Source organism: Candidatus Ruthia magnifica str. Cm (Calyptogena magnifica) (assembly GCF_000015105.1).
Taxonomy (GTDB): Bacteria; Pseudomonadota; Gammaproteobacteria; order PS1; family Pseudothioglobaceae; genus Ruthia; species Ruthia magnifica.
Map to the genome: position 1 here is coordinate 773,373 of NC_008610.1, position 24,545 is coordinate 797,917.

Consider the following 24,545-nt stretch of genomic DNA (forward strand, 5'->3'; position numbering starts at 1 on the left):
ACAATCGCTTAACTATTTTTTTACTTATACTTGCTCATCAAACTTCTCAATGTTAACAAAAACTAACAACCCTTGGTTAATTCAGCCCTGCAATTTTACCATTCATTTCAACTTTAACATTCGTAAAGCGTTAAATTAAAACTTTCATTGTTAGATAAAGTTATAAGCTAAGGTGTGAAACATCAGCGACTGACAAAAATAAAGACCTAACCCAATTGATTAAGTTTAAGCGCGCTTGTCTTAATACGACATCGTCTGTATTGACCATCACTTTATCAAAAAACTCATCAATTATATCTTTAAAGGCGATAAGTTCTTGTATATTCTTGGTGTAGTTAGTAGAATTTAAGATACGCTTGGAAAGGCTTTTTGTTGCCTTAAATAACGCTTTTTCTGCTACTTCTACCAAGGCCGAATCATCAACCTTAATTAATAAGTTTGAATAATTTTTTAATATATTAGCAATGCGTTTATTTGTTTCAATCAGATTTTCAAATGCTTGATTATTGGTAAATGTATTAAGTGCCTCAACACGTAAATGAAAATCATAAGGTGATTCTGGACAAACTGCTAATACCGCTTCAAAAACTTGTATATTAACCTTTTGTTCTTTGTAATAAGCTCGTAAACGCCTCATCATAAATTGATAAATATCATCAACACTATTGATATTTACAGCAGATGAATTCTCATTTAATGATTTGCTAATCAGCTCTTTAAGATTAAGATTAAGTTTTGACTCTATCATAATCCTTAATAAACCTAACGCCATCCTTCTAAGTGCATACGGATCCTTAGAGCCAGTTGGACCTTGACCAATACCAATAATGCCAGTAACTGTATCTAACTTATCAGCAATCGCAACTGCTAAACCTTCACTTGTATTCGGTAAAGAATCGCCTGAAAATCTTGGATGATAATGTTCACTAATAGCCGAAGCTACCGCTTTATTCTCTCCATCATTAAGAGCATAATATCCACCCATCACACCTTGAAGGTCAGCAAACTCACCCACCATATCTGTCACCAAATCACTCTTACAAAGCAGGCCAGCACGAGCACTATCTTTAACATTAGCGCCAATAACAGTAGCAATATAACCTGAAAATATCTCAATACGTTTGATTTTATCACCCATTGAACCCAAGGATTTCATAAACAAAACTTGATTTAATTTATCCAAACGAGATTCAAGCGTATGAGCTTTATCTTGTGTCCAGAAAAACTCTGAATCAGCCAAACGTGAACGGATTACACGCTCATTACCATCAATAATAACCGATAAATTGCTAGATTCGATATTGGCAACTGAAATAAATACTGGCATTAAATTACCATCCACATCTAACATATGAAAATATTTTTGATGCGATTTCATTGCAGAGATTAGCGCCTCTTCCGGTACATCTAAAAATTTAGATGAAAAATTACCAGAAAATGCACGTGGATATTCAACCAATGCACAAACTTCATCAAGTAAGGATTCGTCAATAACTGCTATGGCATTGTTATTTTTCGCCACCTGAATCACTTGCTTTCTAATTATCTCTTTGCGTGTATTAAAGTCAACTTCAATTTGCGCTCTTTCAAGAAGGATTTTTTGATAATCCTTAGCACAAGTAATATCAAATATGCGCTCACCAGTAAAACGTAAGCCTCTAGTTGTATTGCCAGAAGCCAAACCCATAATTGAAGCTGGCACAACATCAGAACCTAGCATCATAATCAACCAATGCGTTGGGCGTACAAAATACGTATCCAAATTACTCCAGCGCATGGGTTTAATAATAGAGATATTTTGAATAGCAATATCAACAGTAGATTCAAGTAAATCTATTGTTTTTAAGCCTTTTTGTTGCTTGGTAAAAAAATAATATTGTGTCTTGCCAAATGTTTTTTGTACTAACACATTCTTAGCTACACCACAAGATTTAGCAAAGCCTTCAATATCTTGATCAAACGCACTAATTGATGGACCTTTACGCTCAATAATTTGGTCATTTTGTTGCAATTGAAGATTACTAACCAATACCGCTAAACGACGAGGAGTAGCAAAAGACTCAACGCTTGAATAAGACAGTTTAAGCTTATCAAGTTCAGTGGTTAAATTGTGCGTAAACGCATTGGATAATTGCTGTAAGCATTTTGGTGGAAGTTCTTCACATCCGAGCTCCAATAAAAAATCTTTTGTATTCATAAAGGTTTGTAGGTATGTTTTACTTAGATAATTTAAAATCTTAACTTATGAGCCAATAAATCAATCAGCACCCGACGCGCATATAATTTGCCTGGCATCAAATCGCTTATAAATATCAGCAAAAAAGACCTTGTACTTCTTTGTAAGCTAAAATATCACTAAATGATATAATTTCAGCGCCTGATTTAATGTCATTCAAAAGAGCCAGGTCACCATCTTTTGCAATAACTTGTTCAAATTAATTCACTTCATCAACCATAACTTTAGACGCCTGGTAAACTTTATTCTGATACAAATTTGACGTGGTTTTAATTGTTTTTTCTTGGCTTGACTTGGACTTAATTGGTTTGCCAAATACAGTCATGCCAAGAAAACTTAGAAAAATAAATCAGTTCTTACTTGTCCGAACAAATTCTTACCGCCAGCATATCATTTTGCATCAAAATTTCAACCAGAACTACCTAACTTCTTGTGCCTCAGTATATACTTTAAGTATTTCAGTTTGAACTTTAATTTCAATTTTTCCACCCTTGAGTACAATCCAAAAAATGCCAAACACGCATCATGCCAATATCACCACTCAACATGAGTTCCAGTGGTGTTTTATGTTTAAATTTTTTAACCGAACGCTTAAGCCAAATTGCCCCATATTCTTTATGGGTTGGAAAAGTTGTACCCAAAGACTCGCTAATCCCTAAAATTATTTCAGTACGTTTTGACAATTGCTCATCAAAATCAAACGACTTATCTAAACGCCTGTATAGGTACAAATGTCTAGACTTAATAATCCCATCTAAACCTAATAATTTAAGTTGCTCAACATTTTCTAAATGCCAATTTTCTAAGATTTGAGACAACTGTAAAGTAAGCTTTGACTGAATCTTATCATCTAACTTGGAAATCTCCATTAATTGACCTTAAAATGAAACAAGACTTGTGCATCAAATACACTCTTATCAGGCGCGTATGGTAATGGCGAAGCTTTATAAACAGCACGCTCAATTGAGTCTTTAAATGATTGCGCCTTAGCACTATCATCAACATTACAAAATCTAAGGTTAACACTTTTTACCTGTCCATTCAAATCTTGCAAAATTTCAACATCACAACTCCAACTATCTTTGGCACCTTGATAGCGCCATTTTTCTTTTATTCTTAAGGCAATTTGATTGATATAGTTAAACTTTAGCTCATTTAAAATATTCTCTTGAGCAAGTTGTCTATCTTGGTCTTCTTCAGCTTGAATCTCTTTTTTTAATGAACGATTATCTTGCTCTTTTTTGAATTTTTTAGCTTCAACTTGACGTAATTTTTCAATTGCTTGTTTTTTCTTTTCCGCTTCAAGGGCTTCCTTTTCAGCCAACTTCTTTTTCTTTAAGGCTTGCTTACTTTTACTCTCGGCCTCTTTTCTTTTTCTTTCAGCAATGGTTTTGGCTTTTCTCTCTTGTTTAACTTTTACTTTAAGTTTTTTCAAACGTTGTTGTTCTTTATAACGTTCATTCTCAACTTTTTTTTCTGCACGTTGTAACGCTTTAAAGCGCTTTTCTCGCTTTTGCTTAATTTTAATTAATCGCTGTTTTTCTTTTTTAATCTCAGTTAAATTAATCGTCACTGCTTTAAATGTCACGTTTGATTTGGCAATCTGTTTTGGAATTTCCCAACGTTGAACATTTGAAAATAGCAAGCCAATAACTAACCCAATATGAAACACAATTGTTATCCAAAAAGCAAAAGGGTGTTGCCTAGCAATTTTAGGCAATTTAATTTTTTTAAAAAAATTAATATTCATTATTTTGCATCTGGAGATTCAGTCACAATACCAATCTTATCAACTCCATTTTTTTGTAAAAAAGACATTAAAGATACAACAGAACCATAAGCCACTTGCCTATCACCACGAACAAACACTTTCATTTGTGGATAGATTTCAAGCCGGGCACTAACGCGCCCTGCAATAATGCCTAATGGCAATTTTTCCCCTTTAGCGATATCAGAATCATCCTCATTAAATGAATTGATGAAATATTTACCTTGCTTATCAATGGTAATAATTGTAGGCTGTTGTTGCGTGAAATCTACCATTTTCGCCTCAGTAGAAGGTAAATCAATCTCAATACCTTGCTCAATAATAGGCGTAGTCATCATAAAAATTACCAACAGCACTAGCATCACATCAATATATGGAACAATATTAATTTGTGCATCTATGACATGTCTGTGTCGTTTTGGTAATTCAATCATTGTCTATTTTGTCTTTGAAACAAAACAAACAATTGTTCAACAAAGGCTGTATATTTATTGTTAATTGACTCAACTTGAGAAATTAAACGATTGTAGGCAATGGTGGCAGGAATAGCAGCAAATAAACCAAATGCCGTTGCAATAAGCGCCTCAGCAATGCCGGGAGCAACAATGGCGACGGTTGCTTGCTTAACTGATGCCAAACCAATAAACGAGTGCATAATTCCCCAAACTGTGCCAAATAAGCCAATATACGGGCTAGATGAGGCAATCATAGCTAGAATACTCAAACCGCTATCTAAGCGGTTAACTTCGTTATTAGCCATGGTATTCATAACTCGATAAGCGCGCTCAGCATCTATTATTAATACTTGATTAAAATCTGAGGTGGTGTGAGTAAGTTCTTGAAAACCTGTGCTAAAAATACGCTCCATTGAACTTTGATTAATATCTTTTTTAAGCGTTTGGTATGCTAATTTTTCTAAATCAATATTGGCTGAAAAATTTTGATGAAACAACTTAATATTCTTGTTAGTATCAATCAGGATTTTCTTTTTTGATAAGATAAGAGTCCAAGAATAAATACTCATCAATATTAAAATTAACATCACCATTTGCACCACAAAGCCGGCACTAAGAATTAAACTAAAAATTGACAAACTATCCATTTATTTTCTCCAAAATTGCACTAGGAATAGCACAATGTTAAAAACTAATTGTATTCAAACAAGCCACGGTTATTTACGCTTTAAATAATACCTTATTTTGCTCTAAGCCTATTATTTTTTATGAAAAAACTAGACTGGTGCGTCGTAATTTTTCTATTTTAGAATGAACAGTTAATAAATCATTAAATTTGTCTGAAAGCAAATACTCAGCTAAGTGATTTGACAACAAAAAATAATTGTTTGATGACACATCAATTGATCTTATTCAAAGCCTAACTCTCATAAAAATTCACTCCTCTCCTCTTTCGATAAATTTAAAGTAACTAGCATAATAAAATCTTGTTGAATCAAATACGATTCTACCATGTCTTCTAAGGTACCACGTTTCTCACTAATAGCAGTTTCCAGTGTGTCCAAACCTACCTACCAGAAAACTTATTCATCATAATAGAAAGATAGTCACAGTTTAATTGTTCAAGTTCTGTTTCATCCATTGTTAGTGTTTCTTTGGTAATTTGGGTGAAGATATTACAAGCTATTTGAAAGCAGGTGAAATTTCAGAAAATTGTGTTGATGATGTAATCTTGATATTAAAAATTGGCGAAGAAGTGGAGGTTGCAATTGTGAATGTTGATAGAAGGACTCGTAATATTTCAGTCAGTATTAAAGCTAAGAACTCAGTTGAAGAAAAAGAAGCAATGAAAAATTACAACAAACAATCTTCTGATGCAGCAGCTTGATGAATCACACTATTAGTTTTTATATCAGCAAAATCACGAACATGGCGTAAAGTGATTGGCAATTCAACGATCTTGTAAGAGACTAGCGTCAGCACGAGTTAGCACCAATTAACGTAAAAATAGATAACGCAAATTGTACGGAATACCCTCGCCCACCGTAATATTTAATTTAAAATTTTCTAAATATCTGAGCAGAGGATTTCCTCAATCACAGGATTAAAACGATGAATTTCATACGGTTTAAGTTTAGTCAAAATTACTGCCAAATATCCTGAACCTCTAATGTCAGATCAAATGTTTATTTAATGCCTGTAGATATTTGATTAGCAATCACATTTACCAATATGATTTTACCAAACCAAGAGAGCTATAAATTAAACAATGATCCAGTGTGTCCTTACGTTTTTTTGCCGCTTTAATAAATAATGCCATTTATGACTTACATCAATCATCTCCTCCAATATAACTCTCTAAAAACCGGACGCATTGAAGTCATCATTACCTTGGTTTTACTCACCTATACTAAAGAATCTTCTTCTATCATGCTAAATTACTTAATCTTTATGCTATTTTAACTTATGAACTTCATTAATCAGTAGTTTGATTTTGATGAGTTTGCTCAGATGATTAAAACGAATCACTTTTGGATATTGAATATCATCAATCAATTGATAACTACTAATTTTAATCTGCCAATGACGAGTGCTATTTATCTCATTTTTAAACAATATCTTGGCTAAAGTATCAATAGGCAAGTACCACCCCATCTCATTAGTCATCCATTGATTAAAAGTTAAATTGATTAGCTTATCATTAACCAACAGCTTTTTCTGACTAGACTCAATCAAAATTTGACCAAAACCAAAAGCTGTGCTTAGTATAAGTTTATAATCATGATGGTCAAAACTCACTTCAAAACCTAATGTTTTTGTATCACTATTAACACTTACACTTAATCTGCCATATACTTTCCAAATACTCGGTAAAGTTTGTTGATATTCTAACTTTGTAGGATGGATATTAAGTGTTGAGCAGCTTGATAAAAACAAAGTAAAACACGTAATTATTATTCGTTTCATATAAGTCGCTCATTGTAGCGTGAAACTTACCCTTTGGGTATAATCAAACGTTTATTTGAGTTATTTTTGTTAAATTTATGTCACAAATTGCAATTTTAAGTGTTAATCACCAGCTCGTGCCTGTTGAAGTGCGAGAAAAAGTTGCTTTTACACCGGATAAATTAATTCAAGCACTAAATAATCTTCATCATATTGACGGTATTGATGCCTGCATTATTCTTTCCACCTGTAACCGCGTAGAAATTTACGTTGCTTCTAATCATAAAAACTCTGAAGAACTATTAAGTAATTATCTTGCCAAAACACACAATATTAAACGTGATATAATAGATTCTTACTTAAATTATTTTGAAGGCAATGAGGCGCTTACACATTTATGCAATGTCGCCACAGGTCTTGATTCATTAGTATTGGGCGAGCCACAGATTCTAGGCCAATTAAAAAATGCCTACCACATAGCAAAAGAAGTCAAAACTCTGAATAAGCTATTAGAAAAACTATTCCAACATACATTCTCAACCGCCAAAAAAGTACGTACTAATACTCAAATTGGTGCTTCACCTGTCTCAATTGCCTATTGTGCAGTTAAACTTAGTGAAAAGATTTTTGAGCAGTTATCCGAACAAACTGTTTTACTCATCGGAGCAGGAGAGATGATTGAACTGTGTGCACATTATCTTAATCAAAAAGGAGTCAACAAGATGATTGTTGCCAATAGAACCATTGAAAATGCAAAAAAAATTGCCCATTTATATCAGGCACAATCTATCGGTTTAAAACAATTTTCATCCTTTGTGTACAAAGCAGATATTATCATTTCTTCAACAGCAGCTTCAATGCCAATTATCGGTAAAGGCTTAATCGAAAGTGCTTTAAAAAAGCGCAAACACAAACCAATATTTATGCTTGATATTGCCATTCCTAGAGACATCGAGCCTGAAGTGGGTCAATTAGATGATGTGTATTTATACACCATTGATGATTTAGGACAAGTGGTTAATGATAATATTGGCAATAGAGAAAAAGAAAAAGGCTTGGCTCAAGAAATCATCGTTAAACAAAATCAAGTCTTTAATAAGTGGTTGGATACTATACCTAATGAGCAAATGGTACAATCTTACCAATTTGGTGCAAACTCAATTAAAAACGAACTATTAGAAAAAGCCATCAAACAACTAAAAAATGGTGCTAATTCTGAAGATACTATTCGTAAACTTGCTGATCAATTAGCCAACAAACTATTACATTTACCCTTTAAAAATATTAAACAAACTTCCATTGAAAATTTATCTCAATGTGAAGGTTGTATACCTTATATTAAAAACTAATGCATGCATCCATCTTTGCCAAATTAGAGCAGCTATCAATGCGCCTTGAAGAAGTGGATGTTATGTTATCCAACCCAAAAGTTGCTAGTGACGTTAAAAAATTCACAAAGTTATCTATTGAACGCGCTCAATTAACCCCAGTTAATCAACAATTTCAAGCTTACTTGTCACATCATAGAAATTTAGAAGATGCAAAACTAATGCTACTTGAAGACGATATGGATATAAAAGCTATGGCCAAAGAGGAAATGCTTGATGTTAAAAAAAAATTAGACCATCTTTATTTAGAGCTTAAAAAATCTCTCTTACCAAAAGATCCTAACGATTCTCGAAACATTATCATTGAAATTAGAGCAGGTACAGGTGGCAATGAAGCTAGTATTTTTTCAAGCAATTTGTTCAAAATGTACAGTCGCTACACCGAAAAGAAGAAATGGCAAATAGAGGTCATAAGCTCCAGTCTTGGCGAGCATGGTGGTTTTAAAGAAATTATTGCTCGCATTAGCGGGGTAGGTGTTTACTCAAAATTAAAATTTGAGTCTGGCGCACACCGCGTACAACGCGTACCAGAAACTGAAAGTCAAGGTCGAGTACACACTTCAGCATGTACAATTGCTATTATGCCTGAGGTTGAAAATATTGAAGAAGTTAACATTAATATGAGTGATGTTCGTGTTGATACCTTTAGGGCCAGTGGCGCAGGCGGCCAACATGTTAATAAAACTAATTCTGCTGTACGCATAACACACATCCCAACTGGTACTGTAGCTGAATGTCAAGATGGTCGTTCGCAACATAAAAATAAAGCCCAAGCTTTGTTAGTATTAGCATCACGTATTTTCGATCTACAACAACAAGAGCAACACAAAGAACAAGCATCAACTCGTAAGGAATTGATAGGTAGTGGCGACCGTTCACAACGTATTCGTACCTATAATTATCCACAAGGACGTATTACCGACCATCGCATTAATTTAACCTTATACAAACTTTCAGAAATTATGGAGGGCAATTTAAATGCAATTATTGAGCCATTAATCGTTGAGCAACAAACCAGTCAATTAACAGAATTGAATGATGTTCTAAGTTGATCTTTTATACATAAATTGTGACAATATAAATAATCCACCCAAAGCAATTACAATTGCCGGACCTGTGGCCAAATCATAAGCCATTGAAGTACCAAGACCAAGAGCAACTGCAACCATAGAAACAATAACTGATTGAAATACCATACCACTGGGAGTATTAGCAAATACTCTAGCAACAGCTGGTGGAATAATTAGCAGGGAAGTAATCAAAAGCACACCCACAATTTGCACTGAAACAGAAACAGCTAACGCAATCATTAACATAAATAATAACTGATAAAAATCTCGATTAAGTCCTTGTGCAACTGCTAGTTCTTCATTTAAGGTTAATAATAATAAACGTTGCCAAAAAATAATGAGCAGTAAGCCAAGTACAATTAAAATTACATACACCCAAATAATATCAGCGTTTGTAATAGACAAAATATCACCAAATAAGAGTGAAAAATAATCCATATTAGTGTTACCAATAAAACTTAAAACAATAATACCTAATGACAAAGCAATGTGTGAAAAAATACCCAAAATAGCATCATTAGATAAAAATTGTCTTCGTTGCAAAATGACAACAAGTATTGCAAATATCACACCCACTATCACCAAACTAAAATGAACACTTAAGCCACTAGCAAGTCCTAAAGATACACCTAAAAGTGCTGAATGTGAAATAGATTCTGAAAAATAACTCATACGTTTCCAAATAACAAAACAGCCTAATGAACCTGCAATAATTGAAATACCAATAGCTGCTAGAACGGCCCTAAAAATAAAATTTTCCATAATGATTAGTGGCAGTCTTTACAAAGTCCATATAAATACAAACAATGATCAGTAAGTTGATAACCATATTTGTTAGCGATATCATGTTGATGCTGCTCAATAACCTCATCAGCAAATTCATCAATTTTGCCACATTTGACGCACACTAAATGATCATGATGATCTACATTTGATAACTCAAACACACTTTTTCCATTGTCAAAATTAAGTTTATTAACCATACCTGCCTCTTCAAATTGAGTAAGCACTCGATAAATTGTTGCCACGCCCACTTCTTCACCTTGCATGATTAAAGTGCGATAGATATCTTCAACACCCATATGATGATTTTCACTAGTTTCTAAAATTTCCAAAATCTTTAACCTTGGTAGTGTGACTTTAAGCCCTACACTTTTTAGATATTGAGCATCCATATCTAGCATCCTTAATGTAAAATTAGTCATTGATTTTAAATCAAAAAACTAGTAAATGAATAAATTAACTTTGATTGTATTTTTATTGCCATTCTTATCTGCATGTTTGCCTAAAATGTCAGATATATCATTATTAACACTGTATAAAGATGATATCCACCAAGGCTCAGTGCTAGAAAGGTTTAAAATCAATCAACTGAATTTAGGCATGTCTAAAACACAAGTGCAAGATTTAATTGGATCACCAAGCATTATTGACTCCTTTCACAATAACCAATGGGACTATATTAACTACTCTACTTTGCATAAAAAGGATAACATTCACTATCGCTTAGTATTAAAATTTAATGATGACATATTAGTACATATTAACACAACTAATATCGGCTCATTATCACAACTCACTGATAAAGAAAAAGAGGCAGAAAATAAACGTATCAGCTATGAAAAAAAGGAAAAAATTACTAAAGAAAAAACGTTAACCAAAAAAGTATCAGAGAATTACGCTAAATAGTCCAAAAAACCCATTCGTAAATTTGCAAATTATTGAGAAACAGCACTAATAATGAAAAAATGATCAATACAAAAACATCTTAATATAAGTTCTAATAATTACTTACTGTAAAGAGCCAATGGGATTTTGAGATATTAATCTATCGTTAATAGCCAATACAATATCTTTAGCACTTGCTTCTGTTAGCTGCTCCAACAGAGTCTTTTCTTTTTCAAATAAAATTCTTGAGTCAATGCCAATAATATGCTTAGCAATATAGTTTGCGTCTGCAATACCATCTATTAACCCTAGTTTATTAGATTCTTGTCCAAGCCAAATTAAGCCTGTGAATAAATCTTTATGTTTTGATAATTTATTACCCCTACCTGCTTTAACCGCATTAATAAAATTTTGATGCGATTTATCTAAAATACTAGTTTGAATGTGCATTAATGTTTTTTCATCTTCTGGAGAAAAAGAGTCTAACAAGCCTTTATATTTTCCTGCAGTATAGAGTCGTCTTTTAATGCCTAATTTTTTAATAGCATCAACCGCACCAAAACTAGACATAACTACGCCAATACTACCAATAATTGAAGATTCATCAGCATATATTTCATCAGCAGCTGAAACAATATAATAACAACCTGAGGCGCAAATATCTTCAATAACCACATAGATTTTTTTATCAAATTGCTTTTTAAAACGCACAATAGCTTTGTAAATTCTACTAGATTGTACGGGTGAGCCACCTGGTGAATTAATTCTTAAAATAACAGCTTTTGCATTTTCTGACTCAAATGCACTGTGCAACAATTCAATAGCTTCATCAGCATCAATTGAACCTGAACTTTGAATAGTGCCACTTAACACCACTTCAGCAACAAAAGGGGACTCTTTTTTAAGTACAGTTTCTAATATTCCACTTCCACTCACACCAATATAAGATACAAAATAAAAATAACCAACAAATAATAGGCTAAATATAATACGCCAACGACGTTTAGACTTATTTTGGCGTACAAATTCTTGTGCAATATCGGCTAGTTGTTCATCAGCGGTACGTTTCATATATAATCTTCGTTTATGTTGAAAATAGATAATCTTAGTTGTCAAAAAGGCTACAACCTTTTATTCAAGCATCTTTCTTTCGAGATCAACTCAGGTGACATTTTACGCATTACTGGCACCAATGGTAGCGGTAAAACTTCACTGCTCAAAATTTTAGCAGGCCTAAACGTGCAAGAGCAGGGCGGGGTTTTTTTAGACAATCATGCAGTCAAATCAGAAATCTATCAAAAAGAAATTTTTTATTTAGGTCATTTATCAGTACTTAGTGGGGAATTAAGCGCACTTGAAAATCTTGAATTTTTAACTGGGCTTAATAAATCTACCAACCAAGTACAATTAATTAAAGCATTAAGTAACATTGGTTTAAAAGGTTATGAAGATGAATACTGCGCCAAACTATCAGCAGGAGAAAAGCGCCGTGTGATCTTGGCAGGATTATTCATCTCCAATGCTAAAGTTTGGCTACTAGATGAGCCTTTTACTGCACTTGATTCTAATGGTGTAGCCATTATTGAACATAGAATCAACAAACACTGCGAACAAGGCGGTTTGTGTCTATTTACTACACATCAAAGTTCAGCCTTACTTAATCAAAAGGTGTTAGCACTATGAATATTTACCTTAAAGCCCTAAAGCGTGACTTACGTATTGCTATTCGCAACCCTTATAACATATTAAACCCGCTGTTATTTTTTATAATATCGGTGTCACTATTTCCCTTAGCCATCAGTTCTGAAACTACCACATTTGCTCAAATTGCAGCGGGTATTATTTGTGTTGTTTCAATGCTCTCAGCACTACTCTCACTAAATGCTTTATTCCATCACGATTTTGAAAATGGCATTTTAGAACAAATGGTGATTTCTCACCATTCATTATCCTTGCTCATTTTGTCAAAAATTACCGCTCATTGGATTTTAACCGGTATTCCTATTATTCTACTATCACCTCTATTGGGTTTGTTTTTATTTCTTGATGGCGATGGTATTTGGGTGCTAATGATAACACTATTACTAGCCACACCAAGCTTGAGTCTTATTGGTGCTATTGGTACTTCACTGATTGTTGGTATTAAAAATTCTGGCATGTTATTATCTTTACTGATACTACCTTTATATATTCCTATTCTTATTTTTGCTTCAAGTGCAGTATCTCAAGCACAATTTGGCTTAGAGATTACGGGTCAATTGTATTTTTTAGCTACAATTCTCATAATAAGTTTAATGACCGCACCTTTTGTTAGTGGCATTGCCTTAAAGATAAGTTTAGAATAATTCATCATTTATGCTATAATCCCAATTACACGCTGATTTGCCCCGATTGCTAGCGTTGTTGCCCAAAAGGTAACCAAAACAAGCTAAAGTAGGTGTTCTTCTTTGTTGAAAACCCGCTTTAAAGATTTTTCGTTTTTACAAGGAGAATAAAAAATGATATTCACTTCTGAATCTGTCTCTGCTGGCCACCCTGATAAGGTTTGTGATCAAATTTCTGATGCCATCTTAGATGCAGCATTGACACAAGATAAGAATTCACGTGTTGCTGTTGAAACTTTAGTTAAAGACAATCATGTCGTACTGGCAGGTGAAATTACCACAGATACCAATATTAACTTTGAACAAATTGTACGCAATACCATTATTGATATTGGCTACAATTGTGATGAATATGGCTTTAATGGTCACACTTGCGATATTACTAATTTATTGGGTAAACAATCTCAAGATATCGCCTTAGGCGTTAACGAATCATCTAATCACGAACAAGGTGCAGGCGATCAAGGTTTAATGTTTGGTTATGCTTGCAATGCCACTGACGTATTGATGCCAGCACCTATTTTGTATGCACACCTTTTGGTTGCACGTCAAGCAAAATTAATGAAAGATGGTACATTACCATGGCTGCGCCCTGATGCAAAATCTCAAGTGTCCATGATTTATGATGGTCATAAAATTAAAGGTGTTGATACTGTTATTTTATCAACCCAACATGATAACGATATTTCGCTTACAGATTTGCGAGAAGCCATCTTAGAGAAAGTCATAAAGCCAGTACTACCTAGCGAATGGCTAAGTAATAAAACCCGATATCACATCAACCCAACAGGTCATTTTGTCATTGGTGGTCCAATAGGCGATGCAGGTCTTACAGGCCGTAAAATTATTGTTGATACTTATGGCGGTATGGCTCGCCATGGTGGCGGTGCATTTTCTGGCAAAGACCCGTCAAAGGTTGATCGTTCTGCAGCATATGCAACACGTTATGTGGCTAAAAACATTGTTGCCTCCGGCTTGGCTGACAAGTGTGAAATTCAAGTTTCTTATGCCATTGGCGTGGCGGAACCTACCTCAATTAATGTGGAAACCTTTGGTACAGGAAAAATTAGCAATCAAGCAATTGAGCGTTTAATACACGAACACTTTGATTTACGCCCTAAAGGCTTAATTACAATGCTTGATCTTAAACGTCCTATTTATCAAAAAACTGCTAGTTATGGTCACTTTGGACGTACAGAAAATGACATTAGTTGGGAAAAAACTGACCGTGCTCACTTATTGAAATAAATCATTGTTGGTATAATGATCAATATGCCAAGGAGCGTTGCATTGAAAAATCAAAACAACGCTCATTTTTTAAACCCTTTATAGAAACAAAAAAATGAGTAAACGACATACAGCAAACCAGATGAACAACCCAACCTTAAACAATCGAGATTACAAAGTCGCTGATATGGCACTAGCCGATTATGGTCGTAAAGAAATAGAGCTTGCAGAAGCAGAAATGCCAGCATTAATGACACTTCGAAAAAAATATCAAAGCACACAACCCTTAAAAGATGCGAAAATTCTTGGTTGTATTCACATGACCATTCAAACCGCTGTTTTAATGGAAACATTGATCAATTTAGGAGCACAAGTACGTTGGTCAAGTTGTAACATCTTTTCAACCCAAGACCACGCTGCTAGTGCTATGGTAGCAGCCAATATTCCAACCTTTGCTTGGAAGGGTGAAACTGAAGAAGAGTTTTTATGGTGCATTGAGCAAACTATTTTAGAAAATGGCAAACCTTGGGCGGCTAACATGGTGCTTGATGATGGTGGTGATTTAACCCAAACGCTACACGAGAAATATCCAGAAATGCTGGATAACATTCATGGTATTTCTGAGGAAACCACAACAGGCATTCATCGCTTATTAAAAATGATGGAAAAAGGTTCTCTTAAAGTGCCTGCTATCAATGTAAACAACTCAGTCACCAAATCAAAAAATGACAACAAATACGGTTGTCGCCACTCGCTAAATGACGCCATTAAGCGCGGTACTGACATGCTCATGTCTGGTAAAAAAGCACTGATAATTGGCTATGGTGACGTTGGCAAAGGCTCTGCACAATCATTACGCCAAGAAGGTATGATTGTTAAAATCAGCGAAATTGACCCAATTTGTGCAATGCAGGCATGTATGGATGGTTTTGAAATTATTTCTCCCTATATCAACGGTATCAATAAAGGTTCAATTGATGGTATCAATAAAGACTTGTTAAATACAACTGATTTAATTGTCACTGCCACAGGCAATATTAATGTTTGCGACAATGCCATGCTACAAACTCTTAAGCCAGGTTCAGTAGTTTGCAATATTGGACATTTTGACAATGAAATTGACACTCAATATATGCTTGATAATTGGCTTTGGGACGAGGTAAAGCCTCAAGTTCATCGTATTTTTAGAACAGACAATAAAAGTGACTATTTGATTTTATTATCCGAAGGTCGTTTAGTTAACTTAGGCAATGCAACAGGACATCCAAGTCGCATCATGGATGGCTCATTTGCCAACCAAGTCTTAGCACAAATACATTTATTTAATGCAAAATTTGCCGATAAAGGCGGTGATATTTATGTTAAAGTACTGCCTAAAAAGTTAGATGAAGAAGTGGCTTCAGGCATGGTAAGTGGTTTTGGTGGTGTACTTACAGTTATGACAACTACTCAAGCTAACTACATTAATGTCCCTAAAAATGGCCCATTCAAGCCTGAAAGTTATAAGTATTAATATCAAAAACGCTCAAAAAAATATTTTGATATAAAACTTTTTATGGTAATTTGCGGTAAAATTTTTGTTATTTTCTGTTGAATTATAATGTCAATTTTAAATTTGGATGCTTGCGCTTCATTTCAAAATTTAATCTCAAAACTACAAACTTTTTGGGCTTCAAAGGGATGTGCTTTATTGCAGCCCTTTGATATGGAAATGGGCGCTGGCACCTTTCACTCCGCTACGTTTCTAAGAGCTATTGGTCCTGAGCCTTGGAAGGTGGCTTATGTACAGCCTTCTCGTCGTCCCACTGATGGTCGTTATGGTAAAAATCCAAATCGTTTACAACACTATTACCAGTTTCAAGTTTTGTTAAAACCTTCGCCCATTGACATTCAAGATTTGTATTTAGAATCTTTAACTGAAATCGGTATTAATTTAACCAACCATGATGTACGCTTTGTGGAAGACAACTGGGAATCAGCAACTTTAGGAGCTTGGGGCTTAGGCTGGGAAGTTTGGTTAAACGGCATGGAAATTTCTCAATTTACCTATTTTCAGCAAATTGGTAGCTTGTCTTGTAAGCCTGTATCGGGTGAGCTTACTTACGGCTTAGAACGTTTAGCCATGTACTTACAAGACGTTGATAGTGTATTTGATTTGATTTGGGTTGAGGGTGTTAGTTATTTTGATGTATTCCATCAAAACGAAGTTGAACAATCAAAATATAACTTTGAAATTGCCAATATCGAGGTACTATTCAGGCAATTTGATGAGGCTGAAGCCATGCATGAAAAATTAATTAAAGCGTCATTGCCTTACCCTGCCTATGAACAAGTAATAAAAGCATCGCATTTATTTAATTTACTTGATGCACGCCATGCTATTAGCACGACAGATCGTGCACGGTTTATTCGCAAAATACATGCCATGAGTCAAAAAGTAGCACAAACTTACTATAATTCACGTAAAAATTTAGGTTTTCCAATACTCAAGCAAGACATGAAAACCAAGTCAAGTAAAAAATAACATGGATATATTTTCCAAAATTTATTTAAGAATTCTAAACTGGGCTGAAAGTAGATATGCTATTTATTATTTATCAGTGATTAGTTTTTTAGAATCTAGCATTCTACCCTACCCTCCGCCTGATGTAATATTAGCACTCATGGTACTCAAACGTCCTGATAAAGCCTGCCATTTTGCTTTTATTTGTACTATTTTTTCAGTGCTTGGCGGCTTGGTCGGATATTTTCTAGGTGAAGTGTTGTTGCAATTTTTATTGAGCTTTGAACTCATCAAGCCAGAATCAATTGCATACATCAAAAAAATTTTTGATACTTATGGTATCTGGATGGTTGGCATTGCAGCATTTAGTCCTATTCCATACAAACTGGCTACCGTTACTGCTGGCACTATGTCCATGGCATTATTGCCATTTATTATTATGTCACTCATTACACGTGCAGCTAGATATTATTTAATTATCTCTCTGGTTAAGGCTTATAGACAACAGTGTGATCAGTGGCTACAAAAATACATCGACCGTTTGAGTTATATCCTAATTGTAGTTTTTGCACTAGGTATTTGGTATGCTAGTTAAATTTTTAACCCTTAAATTTGTCTTTTTGTTAATAATAGTTTATTTTCCCTCTCAAAAAAGTTATTGTTCTCGAAAAATCCATCAACTTACAAAATATTAGTCAACACTAAGAGAACAAAACAAAAAAATTATTAAAGAGATAAGCAAAAAACTAACAGATGGTCTATATTCCATTTAAAAGCAATATCAGTAAAGCCTTCTCAGTAAGAAACAAACATTTGGGCTTAATTTTTGATACTAAAATTGGATAAAATATACGTGCTATTCGTAATATCAAAGTGGTATATGTTGGTAATAAAATAAAAAGTCATACTAAAATAGCCCATTTATATTTTTCAGTCACAAAATAGAAAAATGGTGATACTATTAAAAGGGTCAAATAATTGACATCACTAGCAAAATGTCGTTTTACTTTGAAATGAAAAATTTTAAATAGCCGCTTAAGTATCTGAAATAACAAGCCAAAAGTTAGTTAAAATAGAATTCATGAATGACGTTTTACAAAACATAACCATCTATCAATCCATTGGTGCTTTATTCGTTGTTGCGTTCACTGCGCACTTGACACTTAGCTTTATTTTTAACAGCATTGCTAAACATGCTAGAAAAACAAAGAACCAACTAGACGACCATTTAATCAAAGCAATATTACCACCACTTAAAATGTTGATTTGGTTTGGTTTAATATTTTTATCAATTAATGTATTTACAGACCAAGTTAAAATCTTGGCTAGTGTTATTACCTATATTGATATCATGCCCATCTTTATCATTACTTGGGGAGTTGTTCGAATGGTATCAGGCATTGAAGCTTACTTAATTGAAAAAAATATTCATATTAATAATGATTCAATTAGGCTGTTTTCAAGATTGGCTAAAATTTTAATTATCATTGCCATTGCCTTAGGTGTTGCGCAGTATTTAGGTTTTTCAATCTCTGGCCTACTTACATTTGGTGGTGTTGGCGGTATTGTTATGGGTTTTGCTGCCAAAGATATGTTATCAAATATTTTTGGCGGATTAATGATTCAAATGGACAAACCTTTTTCAACAGGTGATTGGATTCGTTCTGATAAATTTGAAGGCACGGTTGAAAAAATTGGCTGGCGTATAACACGCATCCGAACTTTTAGTAAAAATCCTGTCTATATCCCCAATTCAATTTTTACCACCATTCCCATTGAAACGCCATCACGTATGACCAATCGTCGTATTAAAGAAGTGATTGGCATTCGCTATAATGACATTGAACAACTTCCTATTATTATGAGCGAAATAGAACAAATGCTTAAAGAATATGTAGACATTGATCATTCTCAACCACTAAGAGTTTATTTTAATCATTTTAATGCCTCATCGCTCGATTTCAATGTATATGCTTTTACCAAAACCGTTAATAAAACCACCTATCAAAAAGTAAAAGAGAAAATCCTATTAAGCATTGCACAAATTATTACCAAACACAAAGCTGAGATTGCCTACCCCACTCAAACCTTGTATATTCAAAAATAAAAATTTATGAAAAAATTATATATTCGTACTTTTGGATGCCAGATGAATGAATACGATTCTAATAAAATTGCTGATGTACTTAACCATTCCCATGGTTTGGTGCTAACTGATGATGCAGCTAGTGCTAATGTGTTGTTGCTTAATACTTGTTCAATTCGTGAAAAAGCCCAAGAAAAACTATTCCATCAACTCGGTCGTTGGCGCAAATTAAAAGATAAAAATTCTAATTTAATCATTGGCGTAGGTGGTTGTGTTGCCTCACAAGAGGGTGAGTTAATTCTAGAACGCGCTCCTTATGTGGATATTATTTTTGGTCCACAAACCTTGCATAGATTACCAAGTATGCTAAACGAGGTTTTAACGCCCACGCCCGGCATGAGTGTTAAACCATCAATTGATATCTCTTTTCCAGAAATTGAAAAGTTTGACCATCTACCAAAACCAAAAACCAGCTCCGTTACTGCTTTTGTCTCAATTATGGAGGGCTGTAGTAAATATTGTACATTTTGTATTGTACCTTATACACGCGGTGAAGAAGTATCACGCCCATTTATTGATGTTATCAACGAAGTTAAAATTTTAGCCATCCAGGGTGTTAGGGAAGTTAATCTGCTTGGACAAAATGTAAATGCCTATCAAGGTTTAATGGACGATGGAGAGATAGCTGATTTGGCATTATTAATTAATATTGCAGCGCAAATTGATGGCATTAAACGTATTCGCTATACCACTTCACACCCAACTCAATTTAGCGATAGTTTAATCGAGGCTTACATGGAGGTGCCAAAATTGGCTTCACATTTACACCTACCCATTCAAAGTGGCTCTGACAAAATTCTTAGATTAATGAAACGTGGACACATGGTCATTGAATATAAATCAAAAATTAGAAAATTACGTAAAATTCGCCCAGATATCTCTATATCAAGTGATTTTATTATTGGTTTCCCCGGTGAAAATGAACAAGATTTTCTTGATACCATGACACTGATTGATGAAATTGGCTTTGATAAATCATTTAGCTTTATCTATTCTGCTCGCCCTGGAACACTCGCTTCAAGTTATCTTGATGATGTTGATATGGATGTTAAAAAACAACGTTTAGCCTTAGTACAAAAAACAATAGACAAAAATACTGAACGTATTTCTAAATCAATGGTCGGCAGTGTACAAAAAATATTGGTAGAAAACGTAGCCAAAAAAAGAGATAACCTATTTGGACGTACAGAAAATATGCGTAATACGCACTTCAAAGGTGATAAATCCCTGATTGGTCAAATTGTCAATATAAAAATCACCCAAGGTCGTGGTAATTCTTTAGTGGGTAATTTGATTGCCTAAATATATTGTGATTTGACAAAGTGTCAATTTAGAATAAATCCTCACAAATCACTAACAAAAAAAAATTTTAATAGTTTTTAATTAGCAATTCAATATCATCTGCCATTTCAAGCGGATTGTGTGGAGATGGAAAACCAGCAAAAATTTTTCCATCTGGACTAATCAAATAAATCCAAGCAGTATGATTAATCAAATAATCAGATTCCAACACACCTTTTAACAACGGCTCGTCATTTCTAAGAACTATTGTCTTGCCATTTTTTGAATAAACCACTCGTTCATAATAAGCACCAAAATCTTGCACCAATTGGTCAATCTGACTTTGATCTCCAGACACACCTAAAAAACTTTTATCAAAATGAGTGACATAAGTTTTTAACACTTTAGGCGTGTCTCTAATTGGATCAAAAGTAATGGTTACAAGATTGGGCACAATGCTTGCACCTCTTTTAATCAAAATAGATTTGAGTATTGATATATCCATCAAACCAGTAGGACATACGTCTGGACAATGAGTGTAAATAAAATACAATAACGTCCATTTATCTTTAAAGTTTTTGTTATTAAATTTATTATTATTATGATCAATCAACGAAAAAGATGATAATTCTTTATCAGGATTGTAAAGTATAAAAGAAACTTTAAGTTGTTTTGCTAACTCTTTGTAATTGTTGTCAAAATTAATATACAAAGACAAGGCGATTACTGTCGTCACAACAACAATTAATACTTTTTTAAACATTTAATACTCGTGATGGTTCATCATATTATCTTTGCTTACTTTAGCATGTAATGTTTTTGACAAATCATTGCTAAATACCAACTCAATTATAACATCCTCCTCCTCACTTGGTACTAACTCAGGATTAATCATCATAATATGCCAACTGCCTGGCTTTAAAACCAATTTATTATGGGCAAGAATAGGCATAAAATCTTGTTTAATCATTTTCATCATGCCATTCTTATACTCAGTTTTATGTAACTCAAGTCGTTTATATCCACTGGCATTTGCAGATAACAGTTTAATATCATGGTTAGAATTATTGTGAATTTCCATAAATGCACCTAATGCAGGTGCATTTGGTGGTGCTAAACGTATCCATGGGTTATAAACAGTAATATTATCCGTGTCATGACTCATTGAACATGCTTGGGTAATAATTGATAAGGATAAAACTATCATCAAACTTGATATCATTTTATTCATTGTTTTTCTCTTAAGTTATATTGGTAAAATTTAAAAACATCATTGTATCATAATGAGGAATTTTGACATTCTTAAACATGATCTAATTGGTTATTATTACTTTTTTGATAAAACAACTTAATGAAATTCACATTTAATATTGATAATACAAAATAACTGGCTAATATTTACGGCTCATTGGACAAAAACTTAGAAACCATTGCTAAAAGTTTTGATGTTAAAATTAGCAATAAAGGTATTGATTTTAACATCATTGGAGACAACAAGAGTTTAGCCAAAAAGCTACTTCAAGACTTGAAGATACTAGCCTCAAATAATAAATCTTCATGATATTAAGATGGGCATCAAAACACAAGCTAATTCTGACTCATCAAGCAAGATTATTAGTATAAAAACTAAGCGTAAAGTAACACTAGGACCTATTTATCCATATGCAAAACATCAACCAACAAAATTACGTTAAACGCTATTAAAAATCAAAATTGTACTTTTGGTACTAGTAAGAGCTATCTTGCAGTAGCATGTATTGTTGAAGCGCTAGAAAAATCTGATGTACGTAGACTAGTTTTAGTGCATCCTATGGTTGAAACAGAGTAAAAATTTGGGTTTTTACCTAGCGATATGAATGAAAGAATTGATCCTTATTTACACATATACAAAATGATGAACTTTGAAAAATCATCAACCTACTAGATAAAAACGTGATTTAAATCACGCCACTGACGTTTATGTGTGGTAGGTCTTTAAATGAAACATTTATTATTTTAAATGAGGCTCAAAACATCGCTATAGAGTAAATAAAAATATTTTTAATCCGACTTGGGTTTGGTTCAAAAATGATAATTACTGGTGATGTAACTCAAATTGATTTACACAAGCACAATCAAGTTTGTTACACATAATAAAAGTGCAAAAAAATAAACATAAAATTTTATTTTGTCATTTCGAATCAAAAAACATCATCAGACACAAGTTAGTACAATGTATTGTTTTGGCATATGAAAAATTTGAATAAAAATACTAAAATTATAGTTGGACTCTCAGGTGGAGTTGATTCCTCAGTAGCCACACTATTATTACTTAAACAAGGCTATCAAGTTGAAGCATTGTTTATGAAAAATTGGGAAGAGGATGACAAAAGCGGGTATTGTAGCGTCGAACAAGACTTATCTGATGCACAAAAAATAGCTGACAAACTTGACGTAAAATTACACGCTGTTAACTTCTCAGCAGACTATTGGAACGATGTGTTTATCCATTTTCTCAAAGAGCATAAAAAAGGTCGTACGCCTAACCCTGATGTTTTGTGCAATCAAAAAATTAAATTTAGAGTATTTTTAGAACATGCACTATCACTAGGTGCAGATAAAATTGCTACGGGACATTATGCTCGTATTGCTGAAAAAAATGGCACTTATCAACTCAAAACAGGTTTGGATGATAGTAAAGACCAAAGTTATTTTTTGCATCTTTTAAACCAATATCAACTCTCAAAAAGCCTATTTCCATTGGGTGAAATTAATAAAATTGACGTACGCAATATTGCCATAGAAAATGGCTTTGTTACTGCTAACAAAAAAGATTCAACGGGTATTTGTTTTATTGGTGAACGCAATTTTTCTGAATTCTTAGCAACCTATCTATCAAAACAACAAGGCGATATTGTGGATGAACAAGGACAATTTATTAAACATCATCAAGGATTAGCTTTTTATACTATAGGTCAGCGCAAAGGCTTAAAGATTGGTGGTGGTTTTGGCAAATCAGGTGAGCCTTGGTTTGTAGCAGATAAATGTATTGAACGTAATGAGCTGATGATTGTACAAGGTAATCATGCACTGTTATACCACCAAATTTTAAGCGCCTCCAAGCCTCATTGGATTAGCACACCACCAACATTACCACTGATGTGTAGTGCCAAAATACGTTACCGTCAGCAATCACAATCTTGTATGATTAGCCAAAATGACAACAAGCAAATAAAAGTTGTTTTCAAGCAACTTCAACGTGCAATTACCCCAGGGCAATCTATTGTTTTTTATGATAATAAAACTTGTCTTGGTGGTGCAATTATTGAGTTCAGACTATAATGAATAAATTACGCAACCAAACCTTGGCACTAGCCAGTATACTACAAACCACAACGCTGGTTGATCAACTCGCTTCAACGGGCGCTTGTGATGCAAATAGTAATCAAGCTAGCTTAAAGAGTATTATAACCAGTAGCACCAAACTTGAAGAGGTGTTTAATTCTAAGCAAGATTTGTTGGTTGGTATCGCTGCGTTAAAAGTTGTATTGGGTAATAAAACTAAACGTATACAACAAGTCATTCTTTATGCATTGGCTTTAATCAACCTTGAAAAGAAATTGATGAAAAATCAAACACTACTCAATCAAATCACTTTGGAAATTGACTTGATTAAAAATCAAGAATTCTTCGAGATTTCTCATGCAAATTCAGTAGCACGTTTGGCTCAACTTTATAAGTCAACCTTGGGTGGTTTGAATCCTAGAATTATGATCAATGGTGAACAAATCTACTTATCCAATAAACATACTACAAACCACATTAGAGCGTTGCTATTAGCAGGTATTCGGGCGGTATCTTTGTGGAAATCCCAAGGTGGTAAAACTTGGCATTTACTATTTAATAAGAAAAAGATACTTAATTTGATTAGCTCATTAGAGGGATTGAATAAATAATCCTAACACTCTCTAGACTTTTAGCATCTAAGACTTTAT

General features: G+C 33.7%; 28 protein-coding genes and 1 pseudogene. 17 read left to right on the forward strand and 12 right to left on the reverse strand.

The window, feature by feature from the left end; translation table 11 throughout:
* Nucleotides 1-160: 160 nt before the first annotated feature.
* From glyS to RMAG_RS06050, 6 genes are all read right to left on the reverse strand, one after another.
* Entirely contained in the window at nt 161-2,197 is a 2,037-nt protein-coding gene (gene glyS / locus RMAG_RS03570; RefSeq protein ID WP_011738077.1) for a glycine--tRNA ligase subunit beta, read from the reverse strand.
* Nucleotides 2,198-2,712: 515 nt separating this feature from the next.
* Nucleotides 2,713-3,105 (reverse strand): antitoxin Xre/MbcA/ParS toxin-binding domain-containing protein, encoded by a 393-nt coding sequence (locus tag RMAG_RS03575; protein WP_011738078.1) that lies wholly within the window; start codon nt 3,103-3,105, stop codon nt 2,713-2,715.
* The gene (gene tolA / locus RMAG_RS03580; RefSeq protein ID WP_011738079.1) at nt 3,105-3,986 is read right to left on the reverse strand and encodes a cell envelope integrity protein TolA; all 882 of its coding nucleotides are present in this window, start codon (nt 3,984-3,986) and stop codon (nt 3,105-3,107) included. Before tolA ends, RMAG_RS03575 begins: the two co-directional genes overlap by 1 nt.
* On the reverse strand, nt 3,986-4,438 hold the full coding sequence (gene tolR, locus RMAG_RS03585) for a protein TolR (RefSeq protein WP_011738080.1): 453 nt from the start codon (nt 4,436-4,438) through the stop codon (nt 3,986-3,988). The genes tolA and tolR overlap by 1 nt, the downstream gene beginning before the upstream one ends.
* Nucleotides 4,435-5,106, reverse strand: a complete 672-nt coding sequence (gene tolQ, locus RMAG_RS03590) for a protein TolQ (protein WP_011738081.1) — start codon at nt 5,104-5,106, stop codon at nt 4,435-4,437. Before tolQ ends, tolR begins: the two co-directional genes overlap by 4 nt.
* Before the next feature lie 279 nt (nt 5,107-5,385).
* Nucleotides 5,386-5,523 (reverse strand): hypothetical protein, encoded by a 138-nt coding sequence (locus tag RMAG_RS06050; RefSeq protein ID WP_422851288.1) that lies wholly within the window; start codon nt 5,521-5,523, stop codon nt 5,386-5,388.
* A 98-nt stretch (nt 5,524-5,621) separates the two neighbouring features.
* Here RMAG_RS06050 and RMAG_RS03595 point away from each other — a divergent pair, with 98 nt between their 5' ends.
* Nucleotides 5,622-5,846: a S1 RNA-binding domain-containing protein gene (locus RMAG_RS03595; protein ID WP_024792163.1), complete on the forward strand. Its 225-nt coding sequence runs from the start codon at nt 5,622-5,624 to the stop codon at nt 5,844-5,846.
* 566 nt (nt 5,847-6,412) lie between these two features.
* Here the strand turns inward: RMAG_RS03595 and RMAG_RS03600 are convergent.
* A complete protein-coding gene (locus RMAG_RS03600; protein WP_011738082.1) occupies nt 6,413-6,925 on the reverse strand; it encodes a lipoprotein insertase outer membrane protein LolB in 513 nt (170 codons plus the stop codon).
* A gap of 77 nt (nt 6,926-7,002) precedes the next feature.
* Here RMAG_RS03600 and hemA point away from each other — a divergent pair, with 77 nt between their 5' ends.
* Nucleotides 7,003-8,253 carry a glutamyl-tRNA reductase gene (hemA, locus tag RMAG_RS03605; RefSeq protein WP_011738083.1) on the forward strand — a complete coding sequence of 417 codons (1,251 nt, stop codon included), beginning with the start codon at nt 7,003-7,005 and terminating at the stop codon, nt 8,251-8,253.
* Nucleotides 8,253-9,344 (forward strand): peptide chain release factor 1, encoded by a 1,092-nt coding sequence (gene prfA / locus RMAG_RS03610; protein WP_011738084.1) that lies wholly within the window; start codon nt 8,253-8,255, stop codon nt 9,342-9,344. The genes hemA and prfA overlap by 1 nt, the downstream gene beginning before the upstream one ends.
* Here the strand turns inward: prfA and RMAG_RS03615 are convergent.
* Nucleotides 9,336-10,124 (reverse strand): metal ABC transporter permease, encoded by a 789-nt coding sequence (locus tag RMAG_RS03615; protein ID WP_011738085.1) that lies wholly within the window; start codon nt 10,122-10,124, stop codon nt 9,336-9,338. The two genes, prfA and RMAG_RS03615, sit on opposite strands and share 9 nt — an antisense overlap.
* Nucleotides 10,125-10,129: 5 nt before the next feature.
* On the reverse strand, nt 10,130-10,537 hold the full coding sequence (gene fur / locus RMAG_RS03620; protein WP_011738086.1) for a ferric iron uptake transcriptional regulator: 408 nt from the start codon (nt 10,535-10,537) through the stop codon (nt 10,130-10,132).
* A gap of 55 nt (nt 10,538-10,592) precedes the next feature.
* Between fur and RMAG_RS03625 the strand changes: the two genes are divergently transcribed.
* Nucleotides 10,593-11,051, forward strand: coding sequence for an outer membrane protein assembly factor BamE (locus tag RMAG_RS03625; RefSeq protein ID WP_011738087.1), 459 nt, complete (start codon nt 10,593-10,595; stop codon nt 11,049-11,051).
* Between the two features lie 102 nt (nt 11,052-11,153).
* Here the strand turns inward: RMAG_RS03625 and RMAG_RS03630 are convergent, their stop codons facing one another.
* Nucleotides 11,154-12,101: a S49 family peptidase gene (locus RMAG_RS03630; protein ID WP_011738088.1), complete on the reverse strand. Its 948-nt coding sequence runs from the start codon at nt 12,099-12,101 to the stop codon at nt 11,154-11,156.
* 15 nt (nt 12,102-12,116) lie between these two features.
* On the opposite strand from RMAG_RS03630, the gene ccmA reads away from it, so the two are divergent.
* The 8 genes from ccmA to miaB all read left to right on the forward strand — a co-directional run bounded on the left by ccmA (nt 12,117) and on the right by miaB (nt 20,592).
* Complete coding sequence (gene ccmA / locus RMAG_RS03635; RefSeq protein WP_011738089.1) at nt 12,117-12,713, forward strand: cytochrome c biogenesis heme-transporting ATPase CcmA; 597 nt, start codon at nt 12,117-12,119, stop codon at nt 12,711-12,713.
* On the forward strand, nt 12,710-13,375 hold the full coding sequence (gene ccmB / locus RMAG_RS03640; protein WP_011738090.1) for a heme exporter protein CcmB: 666 nt from the start codon (nt 12,710-12,712) through the stop codon (nt 13,373-13,375). The genes ccmA and ccmB overlap by 4 nt, the downstream gene beginning before the upstream one ends.
* A gap of 153 nt (nt 13,376-13,528) precedes the next feature.
* Nucleotides 13,529-14,662 (forward strand): methionine adenosyltransferase, encoded by a 1,134-nt coding sequence (gene metK, locus RMAG_RS03645; protein ID WP_011738091.1) that lies wholly within the window; start codon nt 13,529-13,531, stop codon nt 14,660-14,662.
* Nucleotides 14,663-14,783: 121 nt separating this feature from the next.
* A complete protein-coding gene (locus tag RMAG_RS03650; RefSeq protein ID WP_024792165.1) occupies nt 14,784-16,154 on the forward strand; it encodes an adenosylhomocysteinase in 1,371 nt (456 codons plus the stop codon).
* A gap of 87 nt (nt 16,155-16,241) precedes the next feature.
* On the forward strand, nt 16,242-17,165 hold the full coding sequence (locus RMAG_RS03655) for a glycine--tRNA ligase subunit alpha (RefSeq protein ID WP_011738093.1): 924 nt from the start codon (nt 16,242-16,244) through the stop codon (nt 17,163-17,165).
* A gap of 1 nt (nt 17,166) precedes the next feature.
* Nucleotides 17,167-17,739, forward strand: coding sequence for a YqaA family protein (locus RMAG_RS03660; protein WP_011738094.1), 573 nt, complete (start codon nt 17,167-17,169; stop codon nt 17,737-17,739).
* Nucleotides 17,740-18,225: 486 nt separating this feature from the next.
* Nucleotides 18,226-19,251, forward strand: coding sequence for a mechanosensitive ion channel family protein (locus RMAG_RS03665; protein ID WP_011738095.1), 1,026 nt, complete (start codon nt 18,226-18,228; stop codon nt 19,249-19,251).
* 6 nt (nt 19,252-19,257) lie between these two features.
* The gene (gene miaB / locus RMAG_RS03670; RefSeq protein ID WP_011738096.1) at nt 19,258-20,592 is read left to right on the forward strand and encodes a tRNA (N6-isopentenyl adenosine(37)-C2)-methylthiotransferase MiaB; all 1,335 of its coding nucleotides are present in this window, start codon (nt 19,258-19,260) and stop codon (nt 20,590-20,592) included.
* A 67-nt stretch (nt 20,593-20,659) separates the two neighbouring features.
* Here the strand turns inward: miaB and RMAG_RS03675 are convergent, their stop codons facing one another.
* Nucleotides 20,660-21,334, reverse strand: coding sequence for an SCO family protein (locus tag RMAG_RS03675; RefSeq protein ID WP_011738097.1), 675 nt, complete (start codon nt 21,332-21,334; stop codon nt 20,660-20,662).
* The gene (locus RMAG_RS03680; protein ID WP_011738098.1) at nt 21,335-21,802 is read right to left on the reverse strand and encodes a copper chaperone PCu(A)C; all 468 of its coding nucleotides are present in this window, start codon (nt 21,800-21,802) and stop codon (nt 21,335-21,337) included.
* 337 nt (nt 21,803-22,139) lie between these two features.
* Here RMAG_RS03680 and RMAG_RS06145 point away from each other — a divergent pair, with 337 nt between their 5' ends.
* The 5 genes and pseudogenes from RMAG_RS06145 (at nt 22,140) to hflD (ending at nt 24,506) form a co-directional block, all read left to right on the forward strand.
* On the forward strand, nt 22,140-22,265 hold the full coding sequence (locus tag RMAG_RS06145) for a hypothetical protein (RefSeq protein WP_268745591.1): 126 nt from the start codon (nt 22,140-22,142) through the stop codon (nt 22,263-22,265).
* A 5-nt stretch (nt 22,266-22,270) separates the two neighbouring features.
* Nucleotides 22,271-22,399 (forward strand): PhoH family protein, encoded by a 129-nt coding sequence (locus RMAG_RS06150; protein ID WP_268745594.1) that lies wholly within the window; start codon nt 22,271-22,273, stop codon nt 22,397-22,399.
* A gap of 131 nt (nt 22,400-22,530) precedes the next feature.
* Nucleotides 22,531-22,817, forward strand: a pseudogene (locus tag RMAG_RS06155) (PhoH family protein).
* Nucleotides 22,801-23,892, forward strand: a complete 1,092-nt coding sequence (mnmA, locus tag RMAG_RS03690; RefSeq protein WP_011738099.1) for a tRNA 2-thiouridine(34) synthase MnmA — start codon at nt 22,801-22,803, stop codon at nt 23,890-23,892. Before RMAG_RS06155 ends, mnmA begins: the two are co-directional and overlap by 17 nt.
* Nucleotides 23,892-24,506, forward strand: a complete 615-nt coding sequence (hflD, locus tag RMAG_RS03695) for a high frequency lysogenization protein HflD (RefSeq protein WP_011738100.1) — start codon at nt 23,892-23,894, stop codon at nt 24,504-24,506. Before mnmA ends, hflD begins: the two co-directional genes overlap by 1 nt.
* Nucleotides 24,507-24,545 lie beyond the last annotated feature (39 nt).

What these genes read in the sequence shown, in the direction of transcription:
- tolA (WP_011738079.1), bottom strand. Translation starts at nt 3,986, where the DNA reads ATGAATATTAATTTTTTTAAAAAAATTAAATTGCCTAAAATTGCTAGG.
- RMAG_RS03665 (WP_011738095.1), top strand. Translation starts at nt 18,226, where the DNA reads ATGAATGACGTTTTACAAAACATAACCATCTATCAATCCATTGGTGCT.
- hemA (WP_011738083.1), top strand. Translation starts at nt 7,003, where the DNA reads ATGTCACAAATTGCAATTTTAAGTGTTAATCACCAGCTCGTGCCTGTT.
- RMAG_RS03630 (WP_011738088.1), bottom strand. Translation starts at nt 12,101, where the DNA reads ATGAAACGTACCGCTGATGAACAACTAGCCGATATTGCACAAGAATTT.
- RMAG_RS03615 (WP_011738085.1), bottom strand. Translation starts at nt 10,124, where the DNA reads ATGGAAAATTTTATTTTTAGGGCCGTTCTAGCAGCTATTGGTATTTCA.
- hflD (WP_011738100.1), top strand. Translation starts at nt 23,892, where the DNA reads ATGAATAAATTACGCAACCAAACCTTGGCACTAGCCAGTATACTACAA.
- metK (WP_011738091.1), top strand. Translation starts at nt 13,529, where the DNA reads ATGATATTCACTTCTGAATCTGTCTCTGCTGGCCACCCTGATAAGGTT.
- fur (WP_011738086.1), bottom strand. Translation starts at nt 10,537, where the DNA reads ATGGATGCTCAATATCTAAAAAGTGTAGGGCTTAAAGTCACACTACCA.
- tolR (WP_011738080.1), bottom strand. Translation starts at nt 4,438, where the DNA reads ATGATTGAATTACCAAAACGACACAGACATGTCATAGATGCACAAATT.
- miaB (WP_011738096.1), top strand. Translation starts at nt 19,258, where the DNA reads ATGAAAAAATTATATATTCGTACTTTTGGATGCCAGATGAATGAATAC.
- ccmA (WP_011738089.1), top strand. Translation starts at nt 12,117, where the DNA reads ATGTTGAAAATAGATAATCTTAGTTGTCAAAAAGGCTACAACCTTTTA.
- ccmB (WP_011738090.1), top strand. Translation starts at nt 12,710, where the DNA reads ATGAATATTTACCTTAAAGCCCTAAAGCGTGACTTACGTATTGCTATT.
- RMAG_RS03650 (WP_024792165.1), top strand. Translation starts at nt 14,784, where the DNA reads ATGAACAACCCAACCTTAAACAATCGAGATTACAAAGTCGCTGATATG.
- RMAG_RS03680 (WP_011738098.1), bottom strand. Translation starts at nt 21,802, where the DNA reads ATGAATAAAATGATATCAAGTTTGATGATAGTTTTATCCTTATCAATT.
- tolQ (WP_011738081.1), bottom strand. Translation starts at nt 5,106, where the DNA reads ATGGATAGTTTGTCAATTTTTAGTTTAATTCTTAGTGCCGGCTTTGTG.
- RMAG_RS03625 (WP_011738087.1), top strand. Translation starts at nt 10,593, where the DNA reads ATGAATAAATTAACTTTGATTGTATTTTTATTGCCATTCTTATCTGCA.
- RMAG_RS03660 (WP_011738094.1), top strand. Translation starts at nt 17,167, where the DNA reads ATGGATATATTTTCCAAAATTTATTTAAGAATTCTAAACTGGGCTGAA.
- RMAG_RS03675 (WP_011738097.1), bottom strand. Translation starts at nt 21,334, where the DNA reads ATGTTTAAAAAAGTATTAATTGTTGTTGTGACGACAGTAATCGCCTTG.
- mnmA (WP_011738099.1), top strand. Translation starts at nt 22,801, where the DNA reads ATGAAAAATTTGAATAAAAATACTAAAATTATAGTTGGACTCTCAGGT.
- RMAG_RS03600 (WP_011738082.1), bottom strand. Translation starts at nt 6,925, where the DNA reads ATGAAACGAATAATAATTACGTGTTTTACTTTGTTTTTATCAAGCTGC.
- prfA (WP_011738084.1), top strand. Translation starts at nt 8,253, where the DNA reads ATGCATGCATCCATCTTTGCCAAATTAGAGCAGCTATCAATGCGCCTT.
- RMAG_RS03575 (WP_011738078.1), bottom strand. Translation starts at nt 3,105, where the DNA reads ATGGAGATTTCCAAGTTAGATGATAAGATTCAGTCAAAGCTTACTTTA.
- glyS (WP_011738077.1), bottom strand. Translation starts at nt 2,197, where the DNA reads ATGAATACAAAAGATTTTTTATTGGAGCTCGGATGTGAAGAACTTCCA.
- RMAG_RS06145 (WP_268745591.1), top strand. Translation starts at nt 22,140, where the DNA reads ATGGGCATCAAAACACAAGCTAATTCTGACTCATCAAGCAAGATTATT.
- RMAG_RS03655 (WP_011738093.1), top strand. Translation starts at nt 16,242, where the DNA reads ATGTCAATTTTAAATTTGGATGCTTGCGCTTCATTTCAAAATTTAATC.